Here is a 23873-nt window from a genome sequence, read left to right on the forward strand (position 1 = left end):
TCACGGCGTCAGACGGTCGAAGAGGGTCAGATAATCGGCTGCCGAGGCGCCGAGCCTGTGCCGGTCGGCAACCTGCCGCGCGGCATTTGGCGAAGGCGGTGTCCGGCGCAGCTGCGCGACTATCGCGGCCGCGATAGCTTCGGGCTGACGCTGCCGGACGATCGCCCCCAGTTCGGGCGACGGGAATATTTCGGGCAAGGCAAGCGAGCAGTCGGTCGTCACGATCGGGACGCCGGCGGCAATCGCTTCGACCAGAACGGCGGGATAGCCTTCATAATGCGAACTCATCAGATAAAGGTCGGCGCGGGCGAGATAGGGTGCGATATCGGGGACGTGGCCCGGCATTTCGACACGTGCCGCGACGCCAAGCCTTTCGGCTTCGCGCTCGAGCCGGCCGCGTAGCGGACCTTCGCCGAGGATCAGCAACCGCGCCTTCAGCGCGGTGGGGAGTTCTGCGAACGCCCGAATGGCGGTGAGCAGATCCTTTTGCGGTGCGAGGCGCGCCGCGCAGAGGATGAGCGGTGCAGGCTGGAGGCCCGCCCGGCCATGCGGCGCGGCAATCTCGTCCTCCAATATGGGCTCGGCGATTTCGGTAATTGCGTAACCCGGGAATACCGACCGGGCCTCGGCGAGCAACGAGGGCGACATCGCCACCAGCATGTCGGTTGGCGATGCGGCCGCGCGGATTGCCGCGTCGGCGAGTGCGCGCACATGACGTCGCAGCCCCGCGCGGCGGATCGGATTGCTGAGCTTGCTGACGAAGATCGGCCGTTTGGCGAAGCGCTGCCGCCCCAGAAAGGCGAGAATGATGAGATGGAAATTGCCGGGGGAAAAAATGATGTCGGGCGCCTCATGACGTATGATCCGCGCCATGCGCCATCCGAGCTGAACGCGGGACCAGGGGCTGCGCACCGTTTCGGGGGAGCAAGTCCTGACCGCAACCCCCGGCGCGACGAGCGCGCGTGCGGCGCCCCTCTGGGTTCCGCAGATGATCGTTACCTGCCTGCCCGTTTCCGCCCAGCGATTGGCGAGACGAATGGCGATGCGTTCGCTGCCTCCGGTCGAGAAGTCATGGAGGATAATGGCAATATGCTTTGCACCGGACATGGTCAGAACTTCTCTTTGAGAAACAGTTGGAGGCGTGCATCGCGGCGCTGAACGTCGCCGTCTTGCTGGTCGCGAAAATCGATGCCCATCGGCAGGCGCCCTGGCGACCCGGCTGGATAGATGCTCGCGGCAAGCCCCCAGCCACGAGCCATGCGCGGTGCGCCGCCGGCAAGGTCGGCGATGCGCTCGACCATCGATCGGTGCTTCGCCGGACCGATATCGAAGAGCGTGCCGGCCAGATCGAGGCGATCGTCGCGGGTCCAGTGCAGGGTGACGGCGCGCTCATCGGTCCGATAATTGCGATGCGGGCCGACGATGAAAGCCGGGCGCCGCCGCTCGACGGCATATGTACCGGCCAGCGTCAGCGCGTCGCGCGCCGAGATGTCCCCGGTCATGTCGGCCCCGACCGCCATCATGGAAAAGCGCCGATATTCGAAGCGTTGCCCCGCCGTCGCCCCGGAGACCGACCGTCCGCGCATGGCCGCAAGATGGAAGGTCCCGCCGGCCCATTCGCCGCCACCCGCATGGCTCCTGATCGTCCCGATCGCGGCGACGTCGCCGCTCTGCACGATCGACGACGGCAAAATCGTCGCCGGACGATCGACCGGAACAGTGGGCAGCGCCGGCGTTGGCTGCCTCCAGGTTTCGGCCAAAGCGACATGCTTGATGGAGACGTTCCCGGCCGCCTCCTGCGCCATGGGCGGGCATGGAAACGGCAGGATGACTATGGCCGCGGTGCCGATCGCTAGAGCCCTCATCACATATCCCCTCGGGTTCGCAGGCGCGCCATCCGGTCGGGCGCCTTGGGGATCAGACGCCATGGGCTGGGCATTTCCGCACCCGCCTCGATGAAGTGCGGATCGCGGTGTCCCGCGGCGTCAACCAGCCGGTCGGAAGCCGGAAGGAGACGCGCAGATGAGCAAAAGGGTGATATGTCTGGGCGGTCTGATCGCGATGGTCCCGATGCTGCTGGGGCCTGCGGCTCCGCCCGCCGTACCCGTAGCGCCGCACGAACAGTTCCCGAAGGCCGCGCCCGGGGGCCTGTCGATCATGGCCTATAATGTCAAAGGCCTGCCATGGCCCCTTGCCTCGGATCGCACGGCCGACTTCGCACGCATCGAGGCGCGGCTTCTCGCCATGCGGGCGAGCGGCTCGCAGCCGCACGTCGTTATCCTGCAGGAAGCATTCACACCGCCTGCGAAGGCAATCGCGCGGCGCAGCGGCTATCCTTATGTCGTGGAGGGGCCTTCCCGCGATTTGCAAAGCCCGGTTCGGCCGGAGGCGCGCGATCGCGATTTCATCGAGGGCGCCAGCTTCTTCAAGGGCGAGCGGTCGGGCAAGAAAGTCTCATCGGGACTGGTTCTTGCGTCGGACTATCCGATCCTGTCGGTGCACCGCGAGGCGTTTCCCGCATTTGCCTGCGCCGGTTATGATTGCCTTGCCAACAAGGGCATATTGATGGTGACCATCGCGGTCCCCGGGAGCGCGTCGCCGGTGACCGTGGTCACCACCCATATGAACAGCAAGAAGTCCTCGGGCGTCGACCCGGCGCGCTCGCTCTACGCCTATCGGCGTCAAGTCGAGGCGATTGACCATTTTCTCAACCGATACCGCAATCCGGATCTGCCGGTTATCCTCGCGGGAGATTTCAACGCGAGCTCCGCCGAGCGTCGGACCTATCTCACCGCCCACAGCGCCGCGAACTGGACCACGAAACGCAGGCTGCCGATCGACAATGCGCTCCAGCATTGCCTTAAGCCTCATACGCCCTGCGGCGGCGCTCTTCCTGCCATTGCCACGACGGTGTTCGAGAAAGGCCGCGACTGGCAGTTCTTTTCGCCCGGCTATCGTAGCTCGATCCAGGTGATCGGGATGGCGGTTCCGTTCGGCCGCGAGCGCGACGGCACGATGCTGTCGGACCATGTCGGTTATGGCGTGACCTACCGCCTGACCCAGGCGCTCACGGGGCATTCGCCGCGCCGTCGCTCGGCCGCCTGACGGCCAGCGCGGAACCGGTCAGCCGGTAGGCTCGGGCTTGCGCGGAGTCAGGGCGAACAGCATCGCGGGCAGGAAAAAAAGCACCAGCGGGACCGCGGCGATCAGTCCGAAGATGATCGCGGTCGCCAGCGGCTGCTGAAGGCCGGCGCCCCGGCTGAGTCCAAGCGCAAGCGGCGCAAGTGTCAGGACCGCGATCAACGCCGACATCAGGATCGGGCGCAACCTCTTCCGGCCGGCCTCGAGCAGCATCGCTGCCGTCACCGGCTTGTCGCGCTCGATCTCGGCGAGGAAGAATATGACAAGCTCGGCGACCATGCCGACAACCATCGTGAGCCCCATCAGCGCCGAGATATTGAGCTCGATCCCCATGATCCACAAGCCGATCATCACCGCCGCTGCGGTAAGCAAGACCGTTGCGATCGCGGCCGCAGTCCAGCCCGCGCGCTCGAACAACAAGGTGATGAGCAAGGCGCTGAGCAGCAGCGCGGCGCCGAACACCAGGGTGAGATCGGCAAAGCTCTTTTGCTGTTCGGCGTAGAGCCCGCCATAGTCGACGCGTACCGACGCGGGCAGCTTGAGCTGGCCGACCGCACTCTGGATCTCGGTCATCGCCGAGCCGAGGTCGCGGCCTTCGAGCCGCGCCGTCACGGCGATATAGGGCGCGAGATTCTCGCGCGTAAGTTGCTTCTGCCCGCCCCGGACCGTCACGGTCGCGACCGCCGCGAGCCGGATGCTGCCGCCGTCGGGCGCGACAAGCGGCAGATTTTCGATGCGCGCGACGTCGCTCCGAAGATCCTCGGGCGCGCGCACGCGCACGTCGATGAGCTGGGTGCCGATGCGGACCTGCGTCGCCGAAGTACCGCCGACCGCCGTTTCGAGTTGCGACGCGATGCTGTCGGGATCGAGACCATATTGCGCGGCAGCGCCGGGATCGACCGCGATGCTGATCGCATCGCCCGCAACGCGCAGGCCATCGACAACCTCGACGACGCCCGAAATCTTGCCGATGCGCTCACCGATCGCCTTGGCCGCCGCTTCGAGCCCCACAGCGTCGTCTCCGAACAATTTGACCTCGATCGGCTGGGGAACCGCGGTCAGGTCGCCGATCAGATCTTCCATGAGCTGGATCAACTCGACCTCGAGCCCGGGGACTTCGGCGGCAATCTTTTCGCGCATGTCGGTCATGACCGCTTCGATGTCGCGGCGCGATCCGCCCTTGAGGCGAATGAAATAATCGCCTTCGTCCGCCTCGGTGAGGCCCCCGCCGAGTTGCAGCCCGGTGCGCCGCGAATAGCTGGCCACCTCGGGTGTCGCCGCGATGATCGTCTCGACGCGCCGCAGCAGGGCGTCGGTGTCTTCAAGCGACGCGCCCGACTGTGCTTTGTAATCAAGGACAAATCCGCCTTCGTCCATCTTAGGCATGAAGCCCGACGGAACGTTGCTCCAGGCCGTGTAGCCACTCACCGCGAGCAGCGCCGCGACCACCGCCGCGAACATGGCCGGCCGCCCGAACGCCCGCGCGCTGGCACGGCCGTAGCGATCGAGCAGCGGACCCAGGATCTTGTTGGCGCGGTCGGCGGCAACGACATCCTTTTCGCGCAGCCAATGCGCAGCAACGAGCGGAATGACGAACCGCGCGAAGAGCAACGATATGAGCAGCGCCGCAACCATCGTGATCGCGAGCGCCTTGAAGAACCCGCCGGTGACGCCGCTGATGAACGCGAGGGGCAGGAAAACGACGATGGTCGCCGCGGTCGAACCGAGAAGCGGCATGCCCATTTCGGCCGCGGCGGCGAGCAGCGGCCGGGGCGCGGTGAGCCGTTGCTCCTGCATGCGCCGCATCACATGTTCGAGCATCACGACCGCGTCGTCGACCACCAACCCGACCGCTGCCGCCATGCCGCCGAGCGTCATCATGTTGAAGCTCATACCGAGCGCGTAAAGGAGCAGGCAGGTCGCCGCGAGCACGGCAGGCAGCATCAGGCCGGTGATCACCATCAGCCGCGCCGACCGGAGGAAGATGAAGAGTATGATGCCGGCGAGCACGGCGCCCATCAGGATCGCATCGCGCACCGCATTTGCCGCGCCGACGACCAGCTCGGACTGATCGTAGAAGGTCGTAACCTTGACCGACGGCGGCAGATGGAGCTCGGCGAGACGCGCGTCGACCGCCTTGACGATGGCGACCGTATCGCCCTTCAGCGCCTGCCGGACATTGACGAGCACAGCCTGTTTGCCGTCCGAGGTCACGCGAGTGAATGCCGGAGCGGTCGAGGGCCGGATTGCGGCAATCTGGCCAAGCGTGACCACCCCTGCCCCGCCAGCCGCTGCCTTGATCGGGACAGCCGCAAGATCGTTCGCATCGGCGACACGGTTTTCGATCAGAACCAGATAGAGACGATGCCGATCCTCGATCTTGCCGAGGCCGCGAACCATATTTGCCTTGCCAAGCGCAGTGACGACATCGGTAAGGCTGATGCCCAGCGACTGCAGCCGCGCAGGGTCCACATCGACCGCGAACTCACGGGGGCTGCTTCCCAATATGTCCACGCCGGCAACACCCTCGACCGAGGTCAACGCAGGCAGGATCTTGAGATCCGCGATCGTGCGAAGCGCTTCGGGGCTGAGACTGTCCGACGTCAGGGCGAAGCCGGTAACCGGAAAAATCGTCGGATCCGAGCGGCGGACGGCAAAGCTCGTGCCCGGCGGCAAGGTCGGGAGCAATGTCGCCAGCGCGCCCTGGGTCGATTGGGCGGCGGCGACCATGTCGTCGCCCCACCCGAAATTGAGCGCGACCTCGGCGCTGCCGCGGCTCGTCACCGACCGGACGTTGGTTACACCGGGCACGGCGCGGAGCCCGATTTCGATGGGGCGCGTAATCTCGGCTTCCATCTGCGCGGCGTCGCGGTCCCCGGCATCGACCGAGACGACGACCCGCGGATAATCGATGTTCGGGAAGAGCCCTACCGGCACGCGCGTCGCCGAGACGGTACCCGCAAGCGCGAGCAGGATCACCGCGAGCCAGATCGACCGCGCATGCTTGCTGATGATGTCGGTCATTTCTTCCGGCCCTGGATGCGGACCTTCATCCCGTCCTCCAGCGCCGTCACCCCAGCCGTCGCAACATGTTCGCCGGCCTTGAGCCCCGACGCAACGCCGATCCTATCGCCGGTTCGCGGACCAACGACGATATCGCGCCGCTTTGCGATATTGTTCATGACCGTGAAAACGAAGGGCTGGCCGCCATCGTCGAGCAGTGCCGCATATGGAATCGTAATGCCGCCTGCGATATTGCCTAGCGAGACCCGGCCGGTGAGGCTTTCACCGGCGCCCACGCCCCGCTCGTTCGGGATCCGGACATAGACCGACGCCAATTTGGTCACCGGGTCGACCACATTGTCGACCGACGCCACGGGGACGTTGAACGACGCTTTGCTGCCTGCCGCGGTGACCTCGACATAACTTCCTGCCGGAATGCGCCGCGCAATCGCGGGATCGACGCCGAAGCGCGCGCGTAGATCGCCCTCCTTGACGAGCGACACGATCGTCGCACCGGCCGCAACCAGTTCGCCTGCGCTTGCCCCGACGACTTCGACCGTTCCGCTTGCCGGCGCGCGCAGTACGAGCGCCCCGTTTCGCGTGGCGAGGCTCGCCCGCGCCGCGTCGGCCGTCTGCTTCGCGGCACGGGCTGTTTCGACCTCGGCATCGCTCACCAGCCCATCGGCTCGGAGGCGCCGTGCCCGGGCGTGCGCAAGATCGGCGGCGTTGGCATTGGCCGACGCGGTAGCAAGGTCGAGGCGGGCGGTTGGGCTCGGGCTCAATCGCACCAGCACCTGGCCGCGACTTACCCGGCTTCCGACCGGCGCGTCGATCGCCTGGACGATCGCCTCCATCGGAGCCGACAATGTGTATTTGCCCGCCCCATTGGCTTCCGCTGCCCCATAGAGCGTGATCTTCTCGTCGATATTGCCGGTCGTCACCGCCGCGACGTCGATGGTTGCAACCGGATCGGCGGTCGCGGCCGTATCGGTCGATGACTGACAGCCACCCAAAGAGAGGCCGAACAGGAGCGGGAGAAAAAGCGATTTCCGGTCGATCATGGGGTCCAGGATTCCTGCGGTGCGCCGACGAGCAATTCGAGCGCGATCGTCTGCTCGGCGATCGCCTGTGCGGACTGGAGAAGGAGCAATTGGCGGTCGCGAAGACTTTGCTCGGCAACCTCGGCGGTTGCGATTGCAAGATCGCCGCGCTGCGCGGCGCGGCGGCTTGCCAACGCAAAACTCTCTACGGCGGGCATGCCGGCACGGAGCGTCTCATATTGCCGACGCGCGATCGCAAGCCCCGACACGGCGGCGGCGATTTCGGCGCGCGTCTGGAACAGCCGCGCGTCATATTCCTCGCGCAGCGCCTCCCGGGTGGCCTCGGCAACGGCAATTCCGCCGCGATTGCGATTCCAGAGCGGCAGAGTGAACGCGATCGATGGACCGAGCAGCTTGTTGCCGCCGGTATCGCGAGCGCCGTTAATCGTCAGGTCGAGATTCGGGAACTGGTCGAGAATTGCCCGCCGGACGGCGGCCTCCTGCGCATCATATCCCGCGCGCAGCGCATCGAGATCGCTGCGGCCCGCAACAGCGAGCGAAAAAAGGCGGGCGGCATCGGGTACGGTCGTCGGCAGCGGCGCCGGTGACAGATGCAGCGCATAGTCCGGCGGCAGACCGAGCAAACGATGAAGTTCGGACCGCGCAGCGGCAAGATCGGTCTGCGCGCTGCGAAAATTGCCCTGGGCATCAAGCGCGGCGATGCGCGAGGATTGCACCTGATCGGGCGAGATGTCGCCGCGGCCCGCCGCCTTCAGGTAGCGGGCGAGAAGCGCTTCGCTTGCTTCGGCGCTGGTCGATGCATTGGCGAGAGCCTGCTCGAGCGCAAGTACGCGCACCGCTTGCAGCCGGGCGTTGCATGCGGTCTGCCACTCGGCCCAGGCGAGATCGAGCCGGACCTGTCGCGCCTCCGCGATCGCTTGCGCGCGCTGAACTTTTTGCGTTCGCAACGCGCCCAGACTGAAACCCAGCGCGCCCGCGATATTGTCGAGCGGATCCGGCCCCGAGAGAATATGGTCGACCCCGAAGCTGAAGGTCGGGTCGGGAAGGAGGCCAGCGGCGAAGACCTGCGCATCGTTCACGCCGGCACGGGCGCGCTGCGCCTTGAGGTCGGGATTGGCGATCACGGCAAGGATCGCAACGCCATTGGGATCAAGCGGCGCCGAAAGATCGAGGGCAACGGGTTTCAGATAGGGCCGGTCGATCGCTATCGCGTCGCGCGACACGATAGCGGCCAGCGGGGCGTTGAGCGACGATGCGGCCAAAGGATCTGTAATCAGCGGCTTCGGCTCGTAATGCGCGCAGGCTGCCAGCGGCAAAAACAGCAGTAGCGTCGAGGGCCAGAACCGCTTGATCATGTTCGAACGATAGCCGGTTTGCGTCTGGACGCACCTATTAACACCTCGACTCATTCACAATATCGGGATCGTACGGATTTGACATTGGGCTGTTGACGCCGCTGCGGCGCGATATCCGCACCCCCGGGCGAGAAATGCTGCGGGACACGGGTTGCCGCCACACTCAGGCGGGCCGAAACGCAATGAGCACGACACCCGCGGTGATGAGACCGACGCCGAGCTAGGCGCGGACCGACAAATTCTCGCCGAGGAACCAGACACCGAAGAGCGCCACGAGTACGACGCTGATCCTTTCGACGGGAGCGACCTCGGCGGCCTGCCCGAGGCTCATCGCCCGGAAATAGCAGAGCCAGGAGGCACCGGCCGCGAGATCGGACAGGATGAGGAAAAGCCATGCGCGCCGCAGCAATGTCGCAGGCGACTGGAAACCGCCCGTTATAAGCAAAAGCGCCGCAATGAAGATCGCGATCACCAGCGTACGGTGAAGGTGGCGTAATTGGGATCTACACGTTCGACTCCGAGCTTGGCGAAAACGGCGGTGAGCGCGGCGAAGCAAGCCGAAAGCAGGGCCCAGGGGAGCCAGTTCCGGCGCCATCGTGCGACAATGCGCGCGCCGCGCTGACCGCGCAAGCTTTCAGGCGCTGCAGTACACGGGGGTGACCCGATCGCGAGCAGGCTTCATTCACACAAATTCGACATCCGCCAAGCGGCTGGCCCTCTTTGTAAACGCTGTGAGTGACATTGGCCGGTTGCGATCGGTCTGCTTTGGTAAAACAACCGATGAAAATGGACATCAGTCACTCTATCGCTCGAAAACTAAAGGCATTGACGCACGTCCTGCCATGCCCACCGCCTATCCCCGCACAGCTCGTCGCAAGGTCCATCCGACGGAAAGCTTTTGTTAACGCGTTTCGCGCAGGTCTGGTGTGGAGGGGGGGCACGAAGCGGCGGCGCCGCGCGAATGGAGAGTTCGCTGTGCTCGAATATAAGGCCGATCGGCCCACATCCGTCATGGGTCCATTCGGTCCGTTGAGCCTCACGGATTTGCCGTCGTCCGGCACGACATATTGGGTAAGTCGCCGTAAGGCCGAGGTTTTGGCGGCCATCGACGGCGGGATGCTCGCGATCGAAGAAGCGTGCACCCGATACCGGTTGAGTCTTGAGGAAATTGCCACATGGCGGCGATCCATCGACCGTGCCGGCATTCCGGGCCTGCGCGTTACGCGCCTTCAACAATATCGCGAACATTCTACCGGATGAGTTTCGGTGCCATCCCGAACCTTTCGACACATCCTGCTTCGTCAACACGACGAAGCTTGTTCCAGCTAGCGCAGGCAGCGACCAGGCCTCTTTCTTTTCATACCGCCGCCGCTGTTATGCAACCTCATGCCCCGCAGAATGACAATAGCTGGACAGATCGAGCGATTGATTGAGAGCCTTTGCGGTGCGTCCATCTGCGACGACTGCATCACCGACCGGCTCAACCTGTCGGTTCGAACCCAGGCCAATGTCGTGACACGCGAACTCGGTCAGAGCGAAGAATATGACCGAGCCAAAACCTCGTGCGGACAATGCGGCGCGCTAAAGACGACCATTCAGATCAAAGCATAGGGTTCGACGGCGATAGCTCCTCGATTTCAGTCAGCCGACCATAGCGAGGCTATCGACAGCGACTGCGATCCGTGAAAGCTGCCCTCGATGCTGTCGACAGGCCCGATAGCCGACGGTTTGGCGCCGTCCAATATTTCGTTCGCCAGAGACGAGAATGACATCGGATGGGCCCGATCGAGCTTGCGGGCGGCCTGCAAAAGCGCGGCATGATCCAGGGAAGCTAGTCCATCTCTGAATGCGAATATGATATGGTTCATCCCTATTTTTAAGGGGAGATCGATCGTGGATTCAAAGCAATCCCTTATACGGGACAGGATCGAACCATGCTTCCAGTGATCATCGCATAGATTGACGACGAGGATGCCGCCAGGGTTCAGCCGCGAGCGGCAATCGCGGTAGAATTCCGAAGAGCAGAGCTGGGCCGGCTGGCCATCCTTGTCGAAACCATCGACGAGCAGAATGTCGCAATGTCCGCTATCCCGCCTGACGAATTCAGCTCCATCCGCGCAAATGATCTCGAAGCGCTCACTCTCGGGCGGCATGAAGAATTGCTCCCGAACCGCGATCACCTCAGGGTCGATTTCGACCGCGACGATCGAGGTGTCCGGAAGATATCGGTGGCAGTATTTTGCCAGCGATCCGCCGCCGAGCCCGATGATCTCGATGACGCGGGGAGAAGGGTTGAACAGGAGGAATCCCATCATCCGGCGCGTATAGTCGAGGATCAACATGTCCGGATCGTCGATACTCATCGCGCTTTGCACGAAAGCCCAGTTTGCGAGGAGGCTCCGTATATTGCCCAGTTCGAAGACGAGCGGGGCGGCCAGTTCGCCCGGCTCCATCGGCGACGCGTGGTGATGTTCGGTCCCATAGCGTTCAAAATGGCGCTGTTCGCGGTCGATATCGTCGAGATGATCGAGAAAGTGATCGAGTTCGGTTTCGGCCTGATCGTCAACCGGGAAGTCCGATCCCGTTTCGGGTTCGCAAGCGATCCCGCTCTCGACCGCGAAATCTTCCGCGGACCTATCGGTCATCGTCGCGGCGCTCGTTCTGCCGATCATGTGATCGCCCGCCAGCAACGGTAACCCCGACAAACAGGACGAGCAGCAAGATGGAGATGAGGATGATCAGGAATATCGTCATATGTGCCTCCCGCAAGGACGTGTCGATTGTTCGAAGGCCAGGCTGCCGGCCGCGCCGGAGCGCCAAACGAACCCCATCCGGGTCATCATCGCCGCGGCCGGGATCATTGGCTTAGCCGCTGCTCGAACTGCAATGCCTTCTGGTACATCTCGCGCCATGCAACGGCCGCACGAAGGGCCCGGTCCCGTACGTTGGGAAGCGACGCCTCCTTCGCTTCCGCCTGACACGCCTGCATGCCAGCCAGATAGAAGCGGCTGTTGCGCGCGGTCAGTTTGGGATTTTGGGAAATCATGTCACCAGTTCCGTTTCTTCGCGTTTGTGAAGGAACTCCATCGCAAGGCTCCGCCTTCGCCGATCCGTGGACGGCAGAACGGCCCACCCGGCGCTGCCCTGCTACAAGATATCGGTAGCGAAACTAACGCTTGCGCACGAACTCGGCGCGCAGCACGAGACCCTTGATGCTTTCGTGACGGCAATCGATCTCCTGCGGATCGCCCGTCAGGCGGATCGACTTGATGACCGTCCCCACCTTGAGCGTCTTGCCGGCTCCCTTGACCTCGAGATCCTTGATCAGCGCGACGCTGTCGCCATCCTGAAGCAGGTTCCCGACCGCGTCGCGAACCTCGACCTGCGAGGCTGCGGCCTTGCGTTCCGCAAGCTCCGACGCCGGCATCCATTCGCCGCTTTCCTCGTCATAAACATAGTCGTCACTGTCACTCATTTCATTCTCCAGACTTGGTCAGAATTGGGTTTTCGCGGCCGCCGCTCACAGCGGCCGCCGTCATTTCGCCTCCGCCAGATCAACCGCGAGCGCCTGCGCACCCGCATAATCGGCCGCATAGGCGATGCGCCCCGCCGCTTCGCCAAGGCCGATCCGCCCGAGCATCGCCCGCGGCTGGGGCTGCACGCCCGAGACGATCACCCGCGCGCCCGCCAGCCGGGCCTGTTCGACAAATTCCCCAAGCGCTTGCGCGCCGCTCGCATCGAGGAGCGGTACGAGCCGCATCCGCAAGATGATGACGCGCGGCGACTGACCGACGCGGCGCAGCGTGTCGAGCAGCTCGCCCGCGACGCCGAAAAAGAAGGGACCGGCGATCCGGAACACCTCGACCCCGGGCGGCAGGTCATCGCGCTGGTCGAGATCCTCGGCATCGAGTTCGGCGTCGCGCCGCCCGCTTCGGTCGACCTCGACCGCTTCGGCCATACGCGCCATGAACAGCAGCGACGCAAGCGTCACCCCGACCGCGATCGCCACCGTCAGATCGACGAGGACCGTCAATCCGAAGGTGATCAGCAGCACCGCCCGGTCGCTGTTCGGCATCCGCAGCAGCGCGAGGAAGCGCTGATACTCGCTCATCCCCCAGGCGACCATGAACAGGATCGCGGCGAGCGCCGCCATCGGCACATAGGCCATCAAGTCCGTGCCGAAGAGGATGAAGACGAGTAGAAATGTCGCGTGCATCATGCCGGCAACGGGCGTCTTCGCACCTGACCGGATATTGGTCGCGGTGCGCGCGATCGCTCCGGTGGCCGGGAGGCCGCCGAAAAGCGCCGATCCGAGATTGGCGACGCCCTGCCCGATCAGCTCCTGGTTCGAACGATGCCGCGTCCCCGCCATGCCGTCGGCGACGACCGCGGAGAGCAGCGCTTCGATCCCGGCGAGGAAGGCGATCGTGAAGGCCGACGGCAGGACGGCATGGACCTTGGCGAGCGAGATGTCGGGAAACGACGGCACCGGAAGGCCCGCCGGAATGTCGGGAAAGCGCGAACCGATCGTGTCGACCGGCAGGTTTAAAAGTGCCACCGCAACGGAACTCGCCGCTACCGCGATCAGGAAGCCCGGCAGGCGCGGCGCGAATTTGCGGAGCGCGACGATGATCGCCAACGCGCCCGCACCGACGCCGATCGCGGCCCAGTTCGCGCTGGGCAGTGCCTCCAGATAAACCTGCCACTTGGGGAGGAAATCGGCAGGCACCTTGTCGATGGCGAGACCGAGGAAATCCTTGACCTGGCTCGAGGCGATGATGACCGCGATCCCGGCAGTGAAACCGGTGACAACCGGATGCGGGATATATTTGATCATCTGGCCGAAACGGAGCAGGCCCGCTGCGATGAGGATGAGCCCGGCGAGCAAGGTCGCGATTAACAGGCCGTCATAGCCGTGGCTCGCGATGACGTTGAAGATCACGACGACGAAGGCGCCCGTCGGGCCGCCCACCTGCACGCGCGATCCGCCGAGCGCCGAGATCAGGAATCCCGCGACGACCGCGGTAATGAGTCCCTTGTCGGGCGAGGCCCCGCTGGCGATGCCGAGCGCCATCGCGAGCGGCAATGCGACGATCGCTACCGTAAGCCCAGCGATCGCGTCGGCGCGGAACGTGGCGGCGGAATAGCCTTCGCGAAACACCGTGAGGAGTTTCGGCGTATAGGCCCCGGTCTTCACCGAATTTCGGGCCGACTCGGAAATTTGGCGGACAGAAGCGCGCGGCCGGGCCGGCTGGGATCGGCGTCGGCCCCTTCCCGCAGACGCACCCCGCGTCCGGTCCCGACGCTCGACGAATATTCGCCGAGCAATTCGATTCCGGCATTTTCGAGCGCACCGACCACCTTGACCAGCGTGTCGATCACGCCGCGGACCTGCCCGTTCGAGGCTTCCATGCGCTGGATTGTCGGAAGCGAAAGCCCGGCCAGTTCGGCCAGCTCGCGCTGGTCGATCCCGAGGAGCGCGCGCGCCGCGCGCATCTGCTGCGATGTGATCATATCAGCCCCTTGATGTTTTATACATCATTTATCAGTCTTAACACCATCATCTCATGCTGTATATATCGATGATGCAAGACTATCATTCAGCACACCCCGGCTCGAAAGGACCGTCACCGCTCCGCGATGGCGAACGCGGCTGATGCCCGATTTCATGTCGTCGCCCTTCGACCAGATCCCGGCAAAGAAGCCACCCCCGCCCGCGGCCGCCCTGCAGGCGGGGCCAGTCAATGCCCTGCTACCGGAATCGGGATGGGGTGCCATCCATCGGGGCATGTTCGGGCACTGCCCTCGCTGCGGCGGTGCGAAGCTGTTTCGCGCCTTCCTCAAGCCGGTGGACCATTGTTCCGCATGCAAGCAGGACTGGACGCATCAGCAGGCGGATGACTTCCCGGCCTATGTGTCGATCTTCCTGACCGGACATATCATGGCGCCGGTAATCATCGCCCTCGTTAAGGACACTTCGCTGTCCCTGCCCGCCCTCGCCGCGATCATCCTGCCACTCATGGTCGGGCTGATGATCCTGTTCCTCCAACCCGCCAAGGGTGCCATCATAGCCTTGCAATGGTGGTTCGGCATGCACGGGTTCCCGAAGGAACGGCGCTCCCCGGAAATATCCAACCACGAAGAGTGAGGCTTGCCCGGAGCGGCAACCGCCCTCTAGATGAGCGGCAATCCCACCCGATGGAGCGAATTTCTGGACACGGTATCGATCATACTCTTCCTGCTGCTCGCCGTCGTCGTGAGCGGCGCGATATCCCGCATGCTGCCGGTGTCATTACCGACGCCGCTCGTGCAGATTCTGCTTGGCGCGGGGATCGGCCTGTCGACCTCCTACCGCGTCGAGCTCGATCCCGAGCTGTTCCTGCTGCTTTTCCTGCCGCCGCTGCTGTTCCTCGACGGCTGGCGCATTCCCAAGGACGAGCTGCTGAAGGACCTCTCGACCGTCGTCGAGCTTGCCCTCGGCCTCGTCCTCATGACCGTCATCGGCATGGGTCTGTTCATCCACTGGATGATCCCCGCAATGCCGATGGCGGTCGCCTTCGCGCTCGCCGCCGTCGTGTCGCCGACCGATCCGATCGCGGTGTCCGCCATCGCCGCACGCGTGCCGATCCCCAAGCGGATGATGCATATATTGGAGGGCGAGTCGCTCTTGAACGATGCCTCGGGCCTCGTATGCCTGCGCTTCGCGATCGCCGCCGCGCTGACCGGAACCTTCTCCGCCGGCGCGGCCGCGCTCAACTTCCTGTGGGTCGCGGGGATCGGGCTGGCAATCGGCGTCGCGGTGACGCTGTCGGTCACGCGCGCCAAGGCGTGGGTGGCAAAGCGTTGGGGCGAGGATACCGGCTCGCAAATCCTCGTCAGCCTGCTCATCCCGTTCGGTTCGTACCTGCTCGCCGAGCATGTCCATGCCTCTGGCATCCTCGCGACGGTGAGCGCTGGCGTGACCATGACCTTCGCCGAAATATCGCGGCAGGCGATGGCGGTCACACGGATGCGCCGCAATTCGGTGTGGGACACGATCCAGTTCGCGCTCAACGGGATCATCTTCGTGCTGCTCGGCGAGCAATTGCCCGCCATCCTCGCGGGCGCAAAAGAAACGGTCGCGCTCACCGGCCATAGCGCGCCCTGGTGGCTCGGCGTCTATATCATCGCGATCGTCGCAGGGCTCGCGGCTCTGCGCTTTCTGTGGGTATGGATATCGTTCCGGCTCACGATCCTTCGCAAGCGCGACAAGAATATCGAATTTCAAAGCCCCAACTGGCGACTGGTCGCCGCGATGTCGTTCGCCGGCGTGCGCGGGGCCATCACGCTCGCGGGCGTCCTGACACTGCCGCTGGCCTTGAACGACGGCACCCCCTTCCCCGCGCGCAACCTGGCAATCTTCCTGGCGGCGGGCGTCATCATCGTCTCGCTCATTCTTGCCAGCATCGCATTACCCCTTCTGCTGAAGGGGTTGATCATGCCGCCGGACCCATCGAAGCAGGCCGAGGAGGATGCGGCTCGTATCGCCACTGCGGAGGCCGCGATCCGCGCGATCGAGCAGCGACAGCACGGATTGGCCGAAGAACGCGGCGAAGCCGATCTCTATGCGGCCGCCGGAGCGCGTGTCATGGATTTTTACCGCGAGCGCATCGAAAGCCGGACCAACGGCCTTTCGGATGCCCGCAAGGCGGAAGAACAGCTCGTGCGCGAGTTCCAGCTGGTCGGTATCAAGGCCGAACGCGAGGCGCTCACCGCGCTCGGCCGTTCGCGCGCCATCGGCAGCGGAGTTGCACAGAAACTAAGTCGCGAGCTCGATTTGTCCGAGGCACGTTATCGCGGCTAGTGGCCAAAAGTAGAGCGTCAGCTTCCAGCGAAAATGCCAAATTGCCGCCGTTAGCCGAAGGGGTTCGGATGGTCGCCTTCGCACACTACATCCGGCATCCTCCTCAAATTGGGCTTTCCACATCGTCCACTCAGAATCGCATACGCAGCCCGGCGGTGCCCTTGAGGCTATAGCCTTGGCCGAAGTCGGCGAGCGCGGTGTCGCCGGCGACCTCGGTGTAGAGGGTGAAGCGGCGGCCGCCCCAGCTATAGCTGCCGCCAAGGCCAAGCTCGCCCGTCAGGCGCTGGCCGCGGTTCTCGATCGCCGTGTCCGACACAAGGACGCGCGCACCATCCAGCCATTCATAGGCGAGGTTGACCGTCGCATAGACGTGGGTCTGGCGCTCCTCGCCCGTCGCGCCGTGGCTTTGCTGATGGTCGAGCGACACGCCCCAGCGCGTCTTAAGGCTCTCGCCCTTGTCCGCCGACACCGCCGCCGCGAACGGATCGGCGAAGCGATCGAAGCCGACATGCGTGTAGGTCATCTGGACCTGCGGCGTGACCGTCAGGTTGCCGCCGATCTGCGAACGCTTGCCCAGCTCGACGCTGAACGCGCGGCCCTTGCCGTCATTGCCCTCGATCAGCGCGCCGAGCACGTCCGACTTGAGGTCGCTTTCGAACCAGCTGAGCTTCGCCTGGCCATCGACATAAAAGCCCCACGGCCCGTACCAGGTCAACGACGCCCCGACGCCATAGCCCTTGGTGTCGATCGATCCGTTGCCGAAGAGCGACGCGACCGCGGTGTCGGCGGTGCCATAATGGGCGCTGATCCCGCCAACGAGCGTCGCACCATCACTGCGCCGGGCGAGCGTCGCGTCGGCGCCCATCTGCGCCTGCCAGCCGTCGGTCCTCTGATCGCCGCCGCTGGTCGTGAAGGCTGCTTCCGGGCGCAAGCGCTGCGATTCGAAGCGACCCCAGATGCCGGTGCCATCCGCGCCGGACGTCCCCGCCCACGAGCGGTTGCCGATGCGCTGCTGCAGCGTCGGCAGGCCGTTCAGCGCCTGCAAGGCCCCGACATAGGCTTCATAGACCGGAACCCCGGGCTGATAGAGCGGTCCCCCGCTTCCGGGCTCAGCCGCCGAGCGTAGATACCAGTCGCCATCCTGCGGGGTGGCGACGCCATTTTTAACCAGGCGATAGCCATAAGCACCCGCAATCAACGTCTGCTGGCCGCCGAACAGATAGTCGCCAACAAGCGCAAAGCTGCCGTTCGATGCGCCCGCGACATCGACGATCTTGATGCCCTCGACGGTCGGCACGCCAAGTCCGCCACGGTTGGTGACGCGAACCGTCGTGCTGCCCGAGGTTGCGCCGCCGACGATGAGACGGTCGGACACCGAGCTATCGCCGCCCAGTTCGGTCTCAATCTCGAGCACCCCGCCACGGCCTTCATAGTCGCCAGCGATCGTGAGCGTCCCGATGCTGCTGCCCGGTGCGACGACGCCGCTGTTGACCAGGCTGCCGACCCGGCCGCCGCCCTCGAGACGTCCGCCCGAGGCGACATTGACCGCGCCGCCGAGACTGCCCTGCACCGCCAGCGTTCCCGCCGTGACATTGGTTGCACCGCCGAAGCCATCGTTGTTGCCAGTGACGAGCAAGGTGCCCGCTCCGGCCTTGGTCAGCGCTCCGGCGCCCGTGAACTGGCCACCGAAAGTGAAGCGCGTGTCGGCGGCGGTCGCGATGGTGCCGGGGCCCGCGATCGCCATCTCGCGGTCACTCAAGAGGTCGGCGCTGGTTGCAAGCGTCCCGCCGTCAAGCGTCACCTTGTCCCCCGCCGCGCCGAGATTGTCGTCGCGCGCAATCTGAACCGTGCCGCCGTTGATCAATGTGCCGCCGGTGTAGCTGTTCGTGCCGCCGAGGATCAGGGTCCCTGCGTCGGTCTTGACCAGCTCGACCGAACCGCCGAGCGCCGCGTTGATCGTCGCCTTGAAGCCCGCGCCGAGAGTGCTGCCGTCGCCGACGCGGATCACCGTCTGCGGCGTGTCGAGCGTGATGCCGTCGCCGACGATGACATAGCCGTCCGCCGCAAACTGCATTCCCGCGACAGACACTGCGCCGAGCGCATCGTCGACTGTGACGGTCCCCGCCGTCCCGCCGAACACGGCGAAAGCGCCGTCCGTATAGGCCGCATTCACCGCCCCCGAGGCATCGGTCCAATGATCATTGCCGGCACTCGCCTGCCACACCCCATTGCCGCCATTGATCGCGCCGTCATTCTTCGGGCCGACCGCGCCGTCCCAGAAACTCAGTCTCACAATATCGGCGTTGACCAGATTGACCTGCCCCGCGATCGACGTCTGAAGCGTGACATGGCTGTCTGCCGGCAACGTCCCGAAATCGAGGCCGTTGTCGGTCAGCGTCCCGCCATAGTTGAAGACGCGGTACACCCCGATGCCAAAAGCGCCGCCCGTCGGCACCGTCACGTCGATGGTGCCATCGAGGATCAAATTGCCCCCGACGACCACAAGATCGTTGAGCGCGCCGCCCGGAACATTGGCTTCGCCAAATTCGAAATCCAGGCGGGTGCTCGCGGCGAGCGACAGATCGCCGCCGATCGTCAGCGTGCCCGGCGAATTGCCCGACGAAAGCCTGCCCTCAACGGTTACATCGCCGCCAATCGTGCCGATACCGCCCAGCGTCGCGTCGATGCCCACCGCAACATCGCCGGCCAGCGCGGCGCTCGAATGGCCGACGCCGCCGACGATCAGCGTGCCGCCCTGCACCGTCGTCAGCCCGGTATAGCTATTAACGCCGTTCAGCGTCAGCGTACCGGTGCCCGTCTTGACCAGCGAACCGCCCGTACCGCCGCCGCCGCCAATAGCGCCGCCATCCTGAATGACGCCGCCGATCACATCATCCTTGCCAAGCCCTCCGAGCGTGAGGGTCTTGGACCCCAGATAGACCGCGCCGCCGCCCGAGAGCGAACCGATCGCAATGCCACCCGCCGTGAGGTCCGAAATATCGGTCCTTCCACCGGCATCGACCCTGACCGTGGCCCCATCGGCGGTGTTGGCGCCATGGAAACGAATGGCGCTTTCCGGCCCGCCGGTAATGACGGCGTTGCCGGCCGTGCTATTGCCATAGAAATCGACGGTCGCGTGGGCGGTGATTGTGGCGTCGCCCGCGGAGCTGTTCGTGTTGAAGGAAAGCCCCCGTCCCGAGGTCGTGAGCTTCGCATGCCCCGCCGAAGACGTCCCATAGAAATTCATGGCCCACGCGCTGACAATCATCGCCGTTCCTGCCGACGCATTGTCGTCAAATCTCAGTGACGCCATGTTTTCGAGGCTGATATCGAGGTTTTCGGCGCTGGTATCGCCTGAAATTTGAAGCACGGTGCTGCCCACGACATTCACCGGCCCGCCGCCGAGCGCTCCAGTCGCCGCAGCGTTGAGCACACCCGCCGAGATCGTCGTGCCGCCGTTATAGCTATTGCTGTTCGTCAACATCAGGGTGCCGGCGCCGGTCTTGGTCAGCATCCCGGGGCCAGAGATAACGCCCGACAATGTCAGCGCCGCATCGGTCTGCAATTTGCCGCCTCCAGCCTCGATCAGGATGGCCCGGCCGCTGGCGAACGCTGCGGTATTTTTCAGCGCGCCGCCATCGAGCGCGATCCCGCCTGCGGCATCGCCCAGATTGGCGTCCGCGGACACCGACACGGTGCCGCCGCGAATGCTTGTTCCGCCCTGATAGATATTGCTCCCTTGCAGGATCAGCGTGCCGCCTTCGGTCTTGCTGAGGCCTCCGCTACCCGCGATCACCGCCGCGATCTCGGCACTTTCGCCCGCCAGCACGCGAACCTCGGCATCATCACCGTCGATCAGAAGCGTCCCTGATCCCGCGAGCCGATAACCGCTGTCGACAAACTGAAGCCCCTCGAAGCTTTGCGTGCCCTCGACCGTAATGGTGCCGCCATCAAAGCCGCCCGGCGCATTTTTGAACACCGCATGATGCCCCGCCCAAGGCACCAATATGTCGCTGCCCTGGTTCAGCCATTTCTCGTTCGCGGCTTTCCAGACCCCGTCGCCGCCCTGCCAATGTTGCAACCGGTCGTCGCCGACGGCGCCGATGAACAGGTCGACATTCCCGCTCCCCGCATCGAGGCGGTACAGCGCGGGATCGGCGAGCGGCGGCGTGGAGCCGATCGCAAGGCCCTTGTCGGTCAGGCTCCCGCCATAGGTCAGGATCCGGTAATAACCGAAACCTGCCGCTCCGTCGGCGCCAGCGCCGCTCTGCGCCAAGTTCAGCGTGCCATCGAGAGTCAGATTGCCAACGACGTCAATGGTGTCGCCGGTCCCCGGCGCGCCCGCCGAGCTTCCCGGACTGCCGAGTTCATAATCAAGGAACGATCCGGACGATAGCGTCAGATTGCCGTCGATCGTCAGCTTGCCCACCGAATTTCCGGGCGCGATTCGCCCGCCATCGCCGACGCTCGTCGTCCCCACCGTGCCCGAACCGCCCAGCGTACCGCCGCTGTTCACGCTGACAGTCCCGCCCAGCACATTGTTCACCAACAATCGGCCGCCATCGACGATGGTGTCACCGGAAAAGCCCGAATTGTCGGCGGTCAACGTGGTGTTGCCGGCATAATGGTGGACGAATCCCGCCCCACTGCTCCGGCTCTCCAGCAAGGTGTCGAACACATAGGCGCCGTCGGTGTGATTGAAATTGAGGCTGGCGCTATCTTCGTAAAACATCAGCCGAGGCGTATGAAGCGTGCCCGCCGCAGCGGCGTCCGCAGAGTCGGTCGTGGCCCCGCCAATGTTGATCCGGGCCGCGCCGGTCGCATTCGCCTGGCCCATGGTGATCCCATATTGCACGTCGAGCACGCCGCCGTCCGACAGGGTGATCGCGCCGACAGACCCATTGCCATGGACCGCGAGCCCCAGCGTGCCGATCTCCGCCCGAGACCCCGCGCCGCTGACCGCCATCGTCCCCTGTCCCAGAGTGCCGCCATTCCCGCCGCCAAGATAGAGGACGGCGATCGAAGCGAGCCCGCCATCGGCGACTGCCAGGCTCCCTTCGCCGGCATTCCCGACGGTCATCTGAAAGCTGCTCGTCAAGCTGGAGCCATTGCCTGCGACCGTGGCGCTCCCGCTGGAGCCCGTGTCATATCCGATATCCCATTGGCTGGCCGCGGTCACCGAGCCGCCGCGGACGATCTCCATCGCGGCGCTCTCGCCCGCGCCCGACCCGATCCTGTTATTCGCGGTGGAGTAATTCGGCTGCACCAACGCCGCGCCATCGATCCGCAGCATGCCATCGCGTACGTCGAACATGGCTACCGCGTTGTCGCCCGTCAGCGTCAGCATGCCCGCGCCGGTCTTGATGAGCCGACCGTTGCCCGACATCGCGCCGCCATAGCTTCCGTCGACCGATTGGTCGAAAATGACGCCGCGGACGCCGGTGCCGGCCCCGAAAGCCAGGTCGCCGCCGATGCTGCGCGTGTCGCCCCTCAACGAGCCCGCGCCGATCGACCAGTCCTGCGCGCCCATGCCGGTCAGCGTCCAGGTGCCGGCGCCGGTCTTTTCGAAATGTTCGAAACCCCGATAGTCCTCGAACGTGCCGATCCGGCCGACATCGAAGCTGCCGTCGGCGGCGCCGCCGAGCACCAGCCAGTCATTGCTTCCGGCGGCGGTCGCATCGACACGGCCTATGATCGCGGAGCCCGTCTGCAATTCCAACCTGTTGGTTCCACCGGTGAAGACGATCGCCGACGCTCGCCCGCTCCCGTCGCCCGACAGGCCGCCCGCAATCGTCCCCGAATTGACAATGGTCAGGTCCGACCCGGCGATGCCCGCAGCCCCCGCCCCATCGCTGCCGTCGTTTCCCCCCACGCCGCCGACACCGCCCGCAATCGATCCGCTGTTGAGGACCGTAGAGCCGGTCCCGCGCACGCCAATGCCGCCGTCGCCGCCGTCGTTAAATGGGTAACGCCCCGGTGCCCCATCATCATCCAGCTGGCTGCCGCCGTTACCTCCGGTGATGGTGGCGCTATTGGTCAGCGTTCCGACACCCATGGCGACGCCTTCACCACCGAGACCGCCAATGATGGTGAGTCCCGAGGCGTTTCCGCGGATCGCGCCGCCATCGCCGCCGCTGATCCCGCCCTCGTTCATCACCGCCGCACCGCTGAAGGCAAGGCCCACGCCGCCGCCACCGCCCACGACGTCGCCGTAATCGCCCTGGGTGACGAGCCCGCCGTCACCGCCGCTGATCGTGCCGCTATTCGTCATCGTCTCGCCGGTGAAGGAAAGGCCGCCGCCGCCCGCACCGCTAGCGCCTCGGGCCGCGCCGCCATCGCCGCCGCTGATCGCGCCGCCGTTCGTCACCATTTCGCCGGTGAAGAAAAGGCCGATACCGCCATCGCTACCGCTATATTGGAAGCCGTCGCCGCCACCGACGCCGCCCCTGATTGCGCCTATATTCTCAACCGCCCTTCCGGAGAAATTAAGCCCGTTCCCACCGATACCGGCCGCGGGGTTACTGGAACGACCGCCCATACCGCCGCTGATCGAACCTGCATTTTTCACCGTACCGCCGGAGAAGGAGAGGCCGGCGCCGCCCCCGCCGCCATCGCCGAGGACGGGACCACCACCCGCGCCGCCATTGCCACCGGACAGCGCGATGTCAGCCTGTATAGAGATCGTCGCGGCCAGATCGCCATCAAATATAGCGCCATCGCCGCCGGCACCCCCGCCCCCGCCCCCGCCACTTCTGCCACCGAAAACGACGCTGCCGCCGCTGCCGCCATCGCCGCCTTTCATGTCCCCGGTCGGATCGCCCGTAAGGACCCCGCCATGCGCGCCGCCGCCGCCGCCGCCGCCGCCGCTGGCGTCCGTACCCAAGTTGCCATTGCCACCGTCCGCGCCCGGAGACGCGCCCGCGGTGCCGCCCGTCCCGGCACCGGCGCCCTCGCCATCCTGCCCGGCCTGCCCGGGATCGCCGCCGTTGCCGCCAGCCGACGTCCCTGCGGCACCCGCCCCGCCTTTCGCATACGGCAGCGACTGCGCCTGCACGGGGCAGGCCGAAAGTGCCAGCACCGCCACCCCGGCGAGCGCCGTCGAGCATAGAAGGCCAAGCGGCCGTTTCGATGGGTGACGCTTCGGGGTCGGGGGGACGGGCATGATGGATTCTCCGCACGATCATGGCCGTCGCCACCAAAGTGGCCGGCCGCTGCCCCGTTCGGCGACGGGACCCGGAAATTTCTACAAGCGATCCACGCCATTGCGCCGGATCGGCCCGTTCCCAATTTCCTTTTCTGATCAGGTAATTGGAATATCGTCGACGCCGCATCGAACCCGCCAAAGATACATCCTGGGGAGCAGCCAGTTCCACCGATCAATTCCGATGAATTCTGACCAATTCTTGCAATGCTTGATCCCGCCGACGCGGTCGCCCAAACTACAAGCCATTGAGTCCCGGCAGGAAATCG

17 protein-coding genes are annotated in these 23873 nt (G+C 65.0%); 5 read left to right on the forward strand and 12 right to left on the reverse strand.

From position 1 onward, the window contains the following. Positions 1 to 1107 (reverse strand): glycosyltransferase, encoded by a 1107-nt coding sequence (locus FHR22_RS10935; RefSeq protein ID WP_166941953.1) that lies wholly within the window; start codon positions 1105 to 1107, stop codon positions 1 to 3. 2 nt (positions 1108 to 1109) lie between these two features. Then, positions 1110 to 1928, reverse strand: a complete 819-nt coding sequence (locus FHR22_RS10940; protein WP_166941955.1) for a hypothetical protein — start codon at positions 1926 to 1928, stop codon at positions 1110 to 1112. Positions 1929 to 2022: 94 nt separating this feature from the next. On the opposite strand from FHR22_RS10940, the gene FHR22_RS10945 reads away from it, so the two are divergent. Beyond that, positions 2023 to 3105 carry an endonuclease/exonuclease/phosphatase family protein gene (locus FHR22_RS10945; RefSeq protein WP_166941957.1) on the forward strand — a complete coding sequence of 361 codons (1083 nt, stop codon included), beginning with the start codon at positions 2023 to 2025 and terminating at the stop codon, positions 3103 to 3105. An 18-nt stretch (positions 3106 to 3123) separates the two neighbouring features. On the opposite strand, the gene FHR22_RS10950 is transcribed toward FHR22_RS10945, so the two are convergent. From FHR22_RS10950 to FHR22_RS10965, 4 genes are all read right to left on the reverse strand, one after another. Beyond that, the gene (locus FHR22_RS10950) at positions 3124 to 6165 is read right to left on the reverse strand and encodes an efflux RND transporter permease subunit (protein WP_166941959.1); all 3042 of its coding nucleotides are present in this window, start codon (positions 6163 to 6165) and stop codon (positions 3124 to 3126) included. Further along, positions 6162 to 7205: an efflux RND transporter periplasmic adaptor subunit gene (locus tag FHR22_RS10955; protein ID WP_166941961.1), complete on the reverse strand. Its 1044-nt coding sequence runs from the start codon at positions 7203 to 7205 to the stop codon at positions 6162 to 6164. Before FHR22_RS10955 ends, FHR22_RS10950 begins: the two co-directional genes overlap by 4 nt. After that, positions 7202 to 8560 (reverse strand): TolC family protein, encoded by a 1359-nt coding sequence (locus tag FHR22_RS10960; protein ID WP_166941963.1) that lies wholly within the window; start codon positions 8558 to 8560, stop codon positions 7202 to 7204. The genes FHR22_RS10955 and FHR22_RS10960 overlap by 4 nt, the downstream gene beginning before the upstream one ends. A gap of 220 nt (positions 8561 to 8780) precedes the next feature. Then, entirely contained in the window at positions 8781 to 9032 is a 252-nt protein-coding gene (locus tag FHR22_RS10965) for an EamA family transporter (RefSeq protein WP_341786606.1), read from the reverse strand. A 503-nt stretch (positions 9033 to 9535) separates the two neighbouring features. On the opposite strand from FHR22_RS10965, the gene sciP reads away from it, so the two are divergent. Further along, the gene (sciP, locus tag FHR22_RS22295; protein WP_166941965.1) at positions 9536 to 9820 is read left to right on the forward strand and encodes a CtrA inhibitor SciP; all 285 of its coding nucleotides are present in this window, start codon (positions 9536 to 9538) and stop codon (positions 9818 to 9820) included. Positions 9821 to 10197: 377 nt separating this feature from the next. Here sciP and FHR22_RS10975 read toward each other — a convergent pair whose 3' ends face one another. After that, positions 10198 to 11013: a fused MFS/spermidine synthase gene (locus tag FHR22_RS10975; RefSeq protein ID WP_166941967.1), complete on the reverse strand. Its 816-nt coding sequence runs from the start codon at positions 11011 to 11013 to the stop codon at positions 10198 to 10200. Between the two features lie 39 nt (positions 11014 to 11052). On the opposite strand from FHR22_RS10975, the gene FHR22_RS10980 reads away from it, so the two are divergent. Then, complete coding sequence (locus tag FHR22_RS10980) at positions 11053 to 11256, forward strand: hypothetical protein (RefSeq protein ID WP_166941969.1); 204 nt, start codon at positions 11053 to 11055, stop codon at positions 11254 to 11256. Positions 11257 to 11417: 161 nt separating this feature from the next. Here FHR22_RS10980 and FHR22_RS10985 read toward each other — a convergent pair whose 3' ends face one another. From FHR22_RS10985 to FHR22_RS11000, 4 genes are all read right to left on the reverse strand, one after another. Further along, positions 11418 to 11606 (reverse strand): hypothetical protein, encoded by a 189-nt coding sequence (locus FHR22_RS10985; protein ID WP_166941971.1) that lies wholly within the window; start codon positions 11604 to 11606, stop codon positions 11418 to 11420. A 123-nt stretch (positions 11607 to 11729) separates the two neighbouring features. Continuing rightward, a complete protein-coding gene (locus FHR22_RS10990; RefSeq protein ID WP_166941973.1) occupies positions 11730 to 12035 on the reverse strand; it encodes an alkylphosphonate utilization protein in 306 nt (101 codons plus the stop codon). A 60-nt stretch (positions 12036 to 12095) separates the two neighbouring features. Further along, positions 12096 to 13757, reverse strand: coding sequence for a sulfate permease (locus tag FHR22_RS10995; protein WP_166941975.1), 1662 nt, complete (start codon positions 13755 to 13757; stop codon positions 12096 to 12098). Next, the gene (locus tag FHR22_RS11000; protein WP_166941977.1) at positions 13754 to 14074 is read right to left on the reverse strand and encodes a helix-turn-helix domain-containing protein; all 321 of its coding nucleotides are present in this window, start codon (positions 14072 to 14074) and stop codon (positions 13754 to 13756) included. The genes FHR22_RS10995 and FHR22_RS11000 overlap by 4 nt, the downstream gene beginning before the upstream one ends. 142 nt (positions 14075 to 14216) lie before the next feature. Here FHR22_RS11000 and FHR22_RS11005 point away from each other — a divergent pair, with 142 nt between their 5' ends. After that, complete coding sequence (locus FHR22_RS11005; RefSeq protein ID WP_341786607.1) at positions 14217 to 14708, forward strand: DUF983 domain-containing protein; 492 nt, start codon at positions 14217 to 14219, stop codon at positions 14706 to 14708. 30 nt (positions 14709 to 14738) lie between these two features. Beyond that, a complete protein-coding gene (locus FHR22_RS11010; protein ID WP_166941979.1) occupies positions 14739 to 16403 on the forward strand; it encodes a Na+/H+ antiporter in 1665 nt (554 codons plus the stop codon). Between the two features lie 130 nt (positions 16404 to 16533). On the opposite strand, the gene FHR22_RS11015 is transcribed toward FHR22_RS11010, so the two are convergent. Next, on the reverse strand, positions 16534 to 23565 hold the full coding sequence (locus FHR22_RS11015) for an autotransporter outer membrane beta-barrel domain-containing protein (protein ID WP_166941981.1): 7032 nt from the start codon (positions 23563 to 23565) through the stop codon (positions 16534 to 16536). Positions 23566 to 23873 lie beyond the last annotated feature (308 nt).

Source organism: Sphingopyxis panaciterrae (assembly GCF_011762125.1).
Lineage (GTDB): Bacteria > Pseudomonadota > Alphaproteobacteria > Sphingomonadales > Sphingomonadaceae > Sphingopyxis > Sphingopyxis panaciterrae.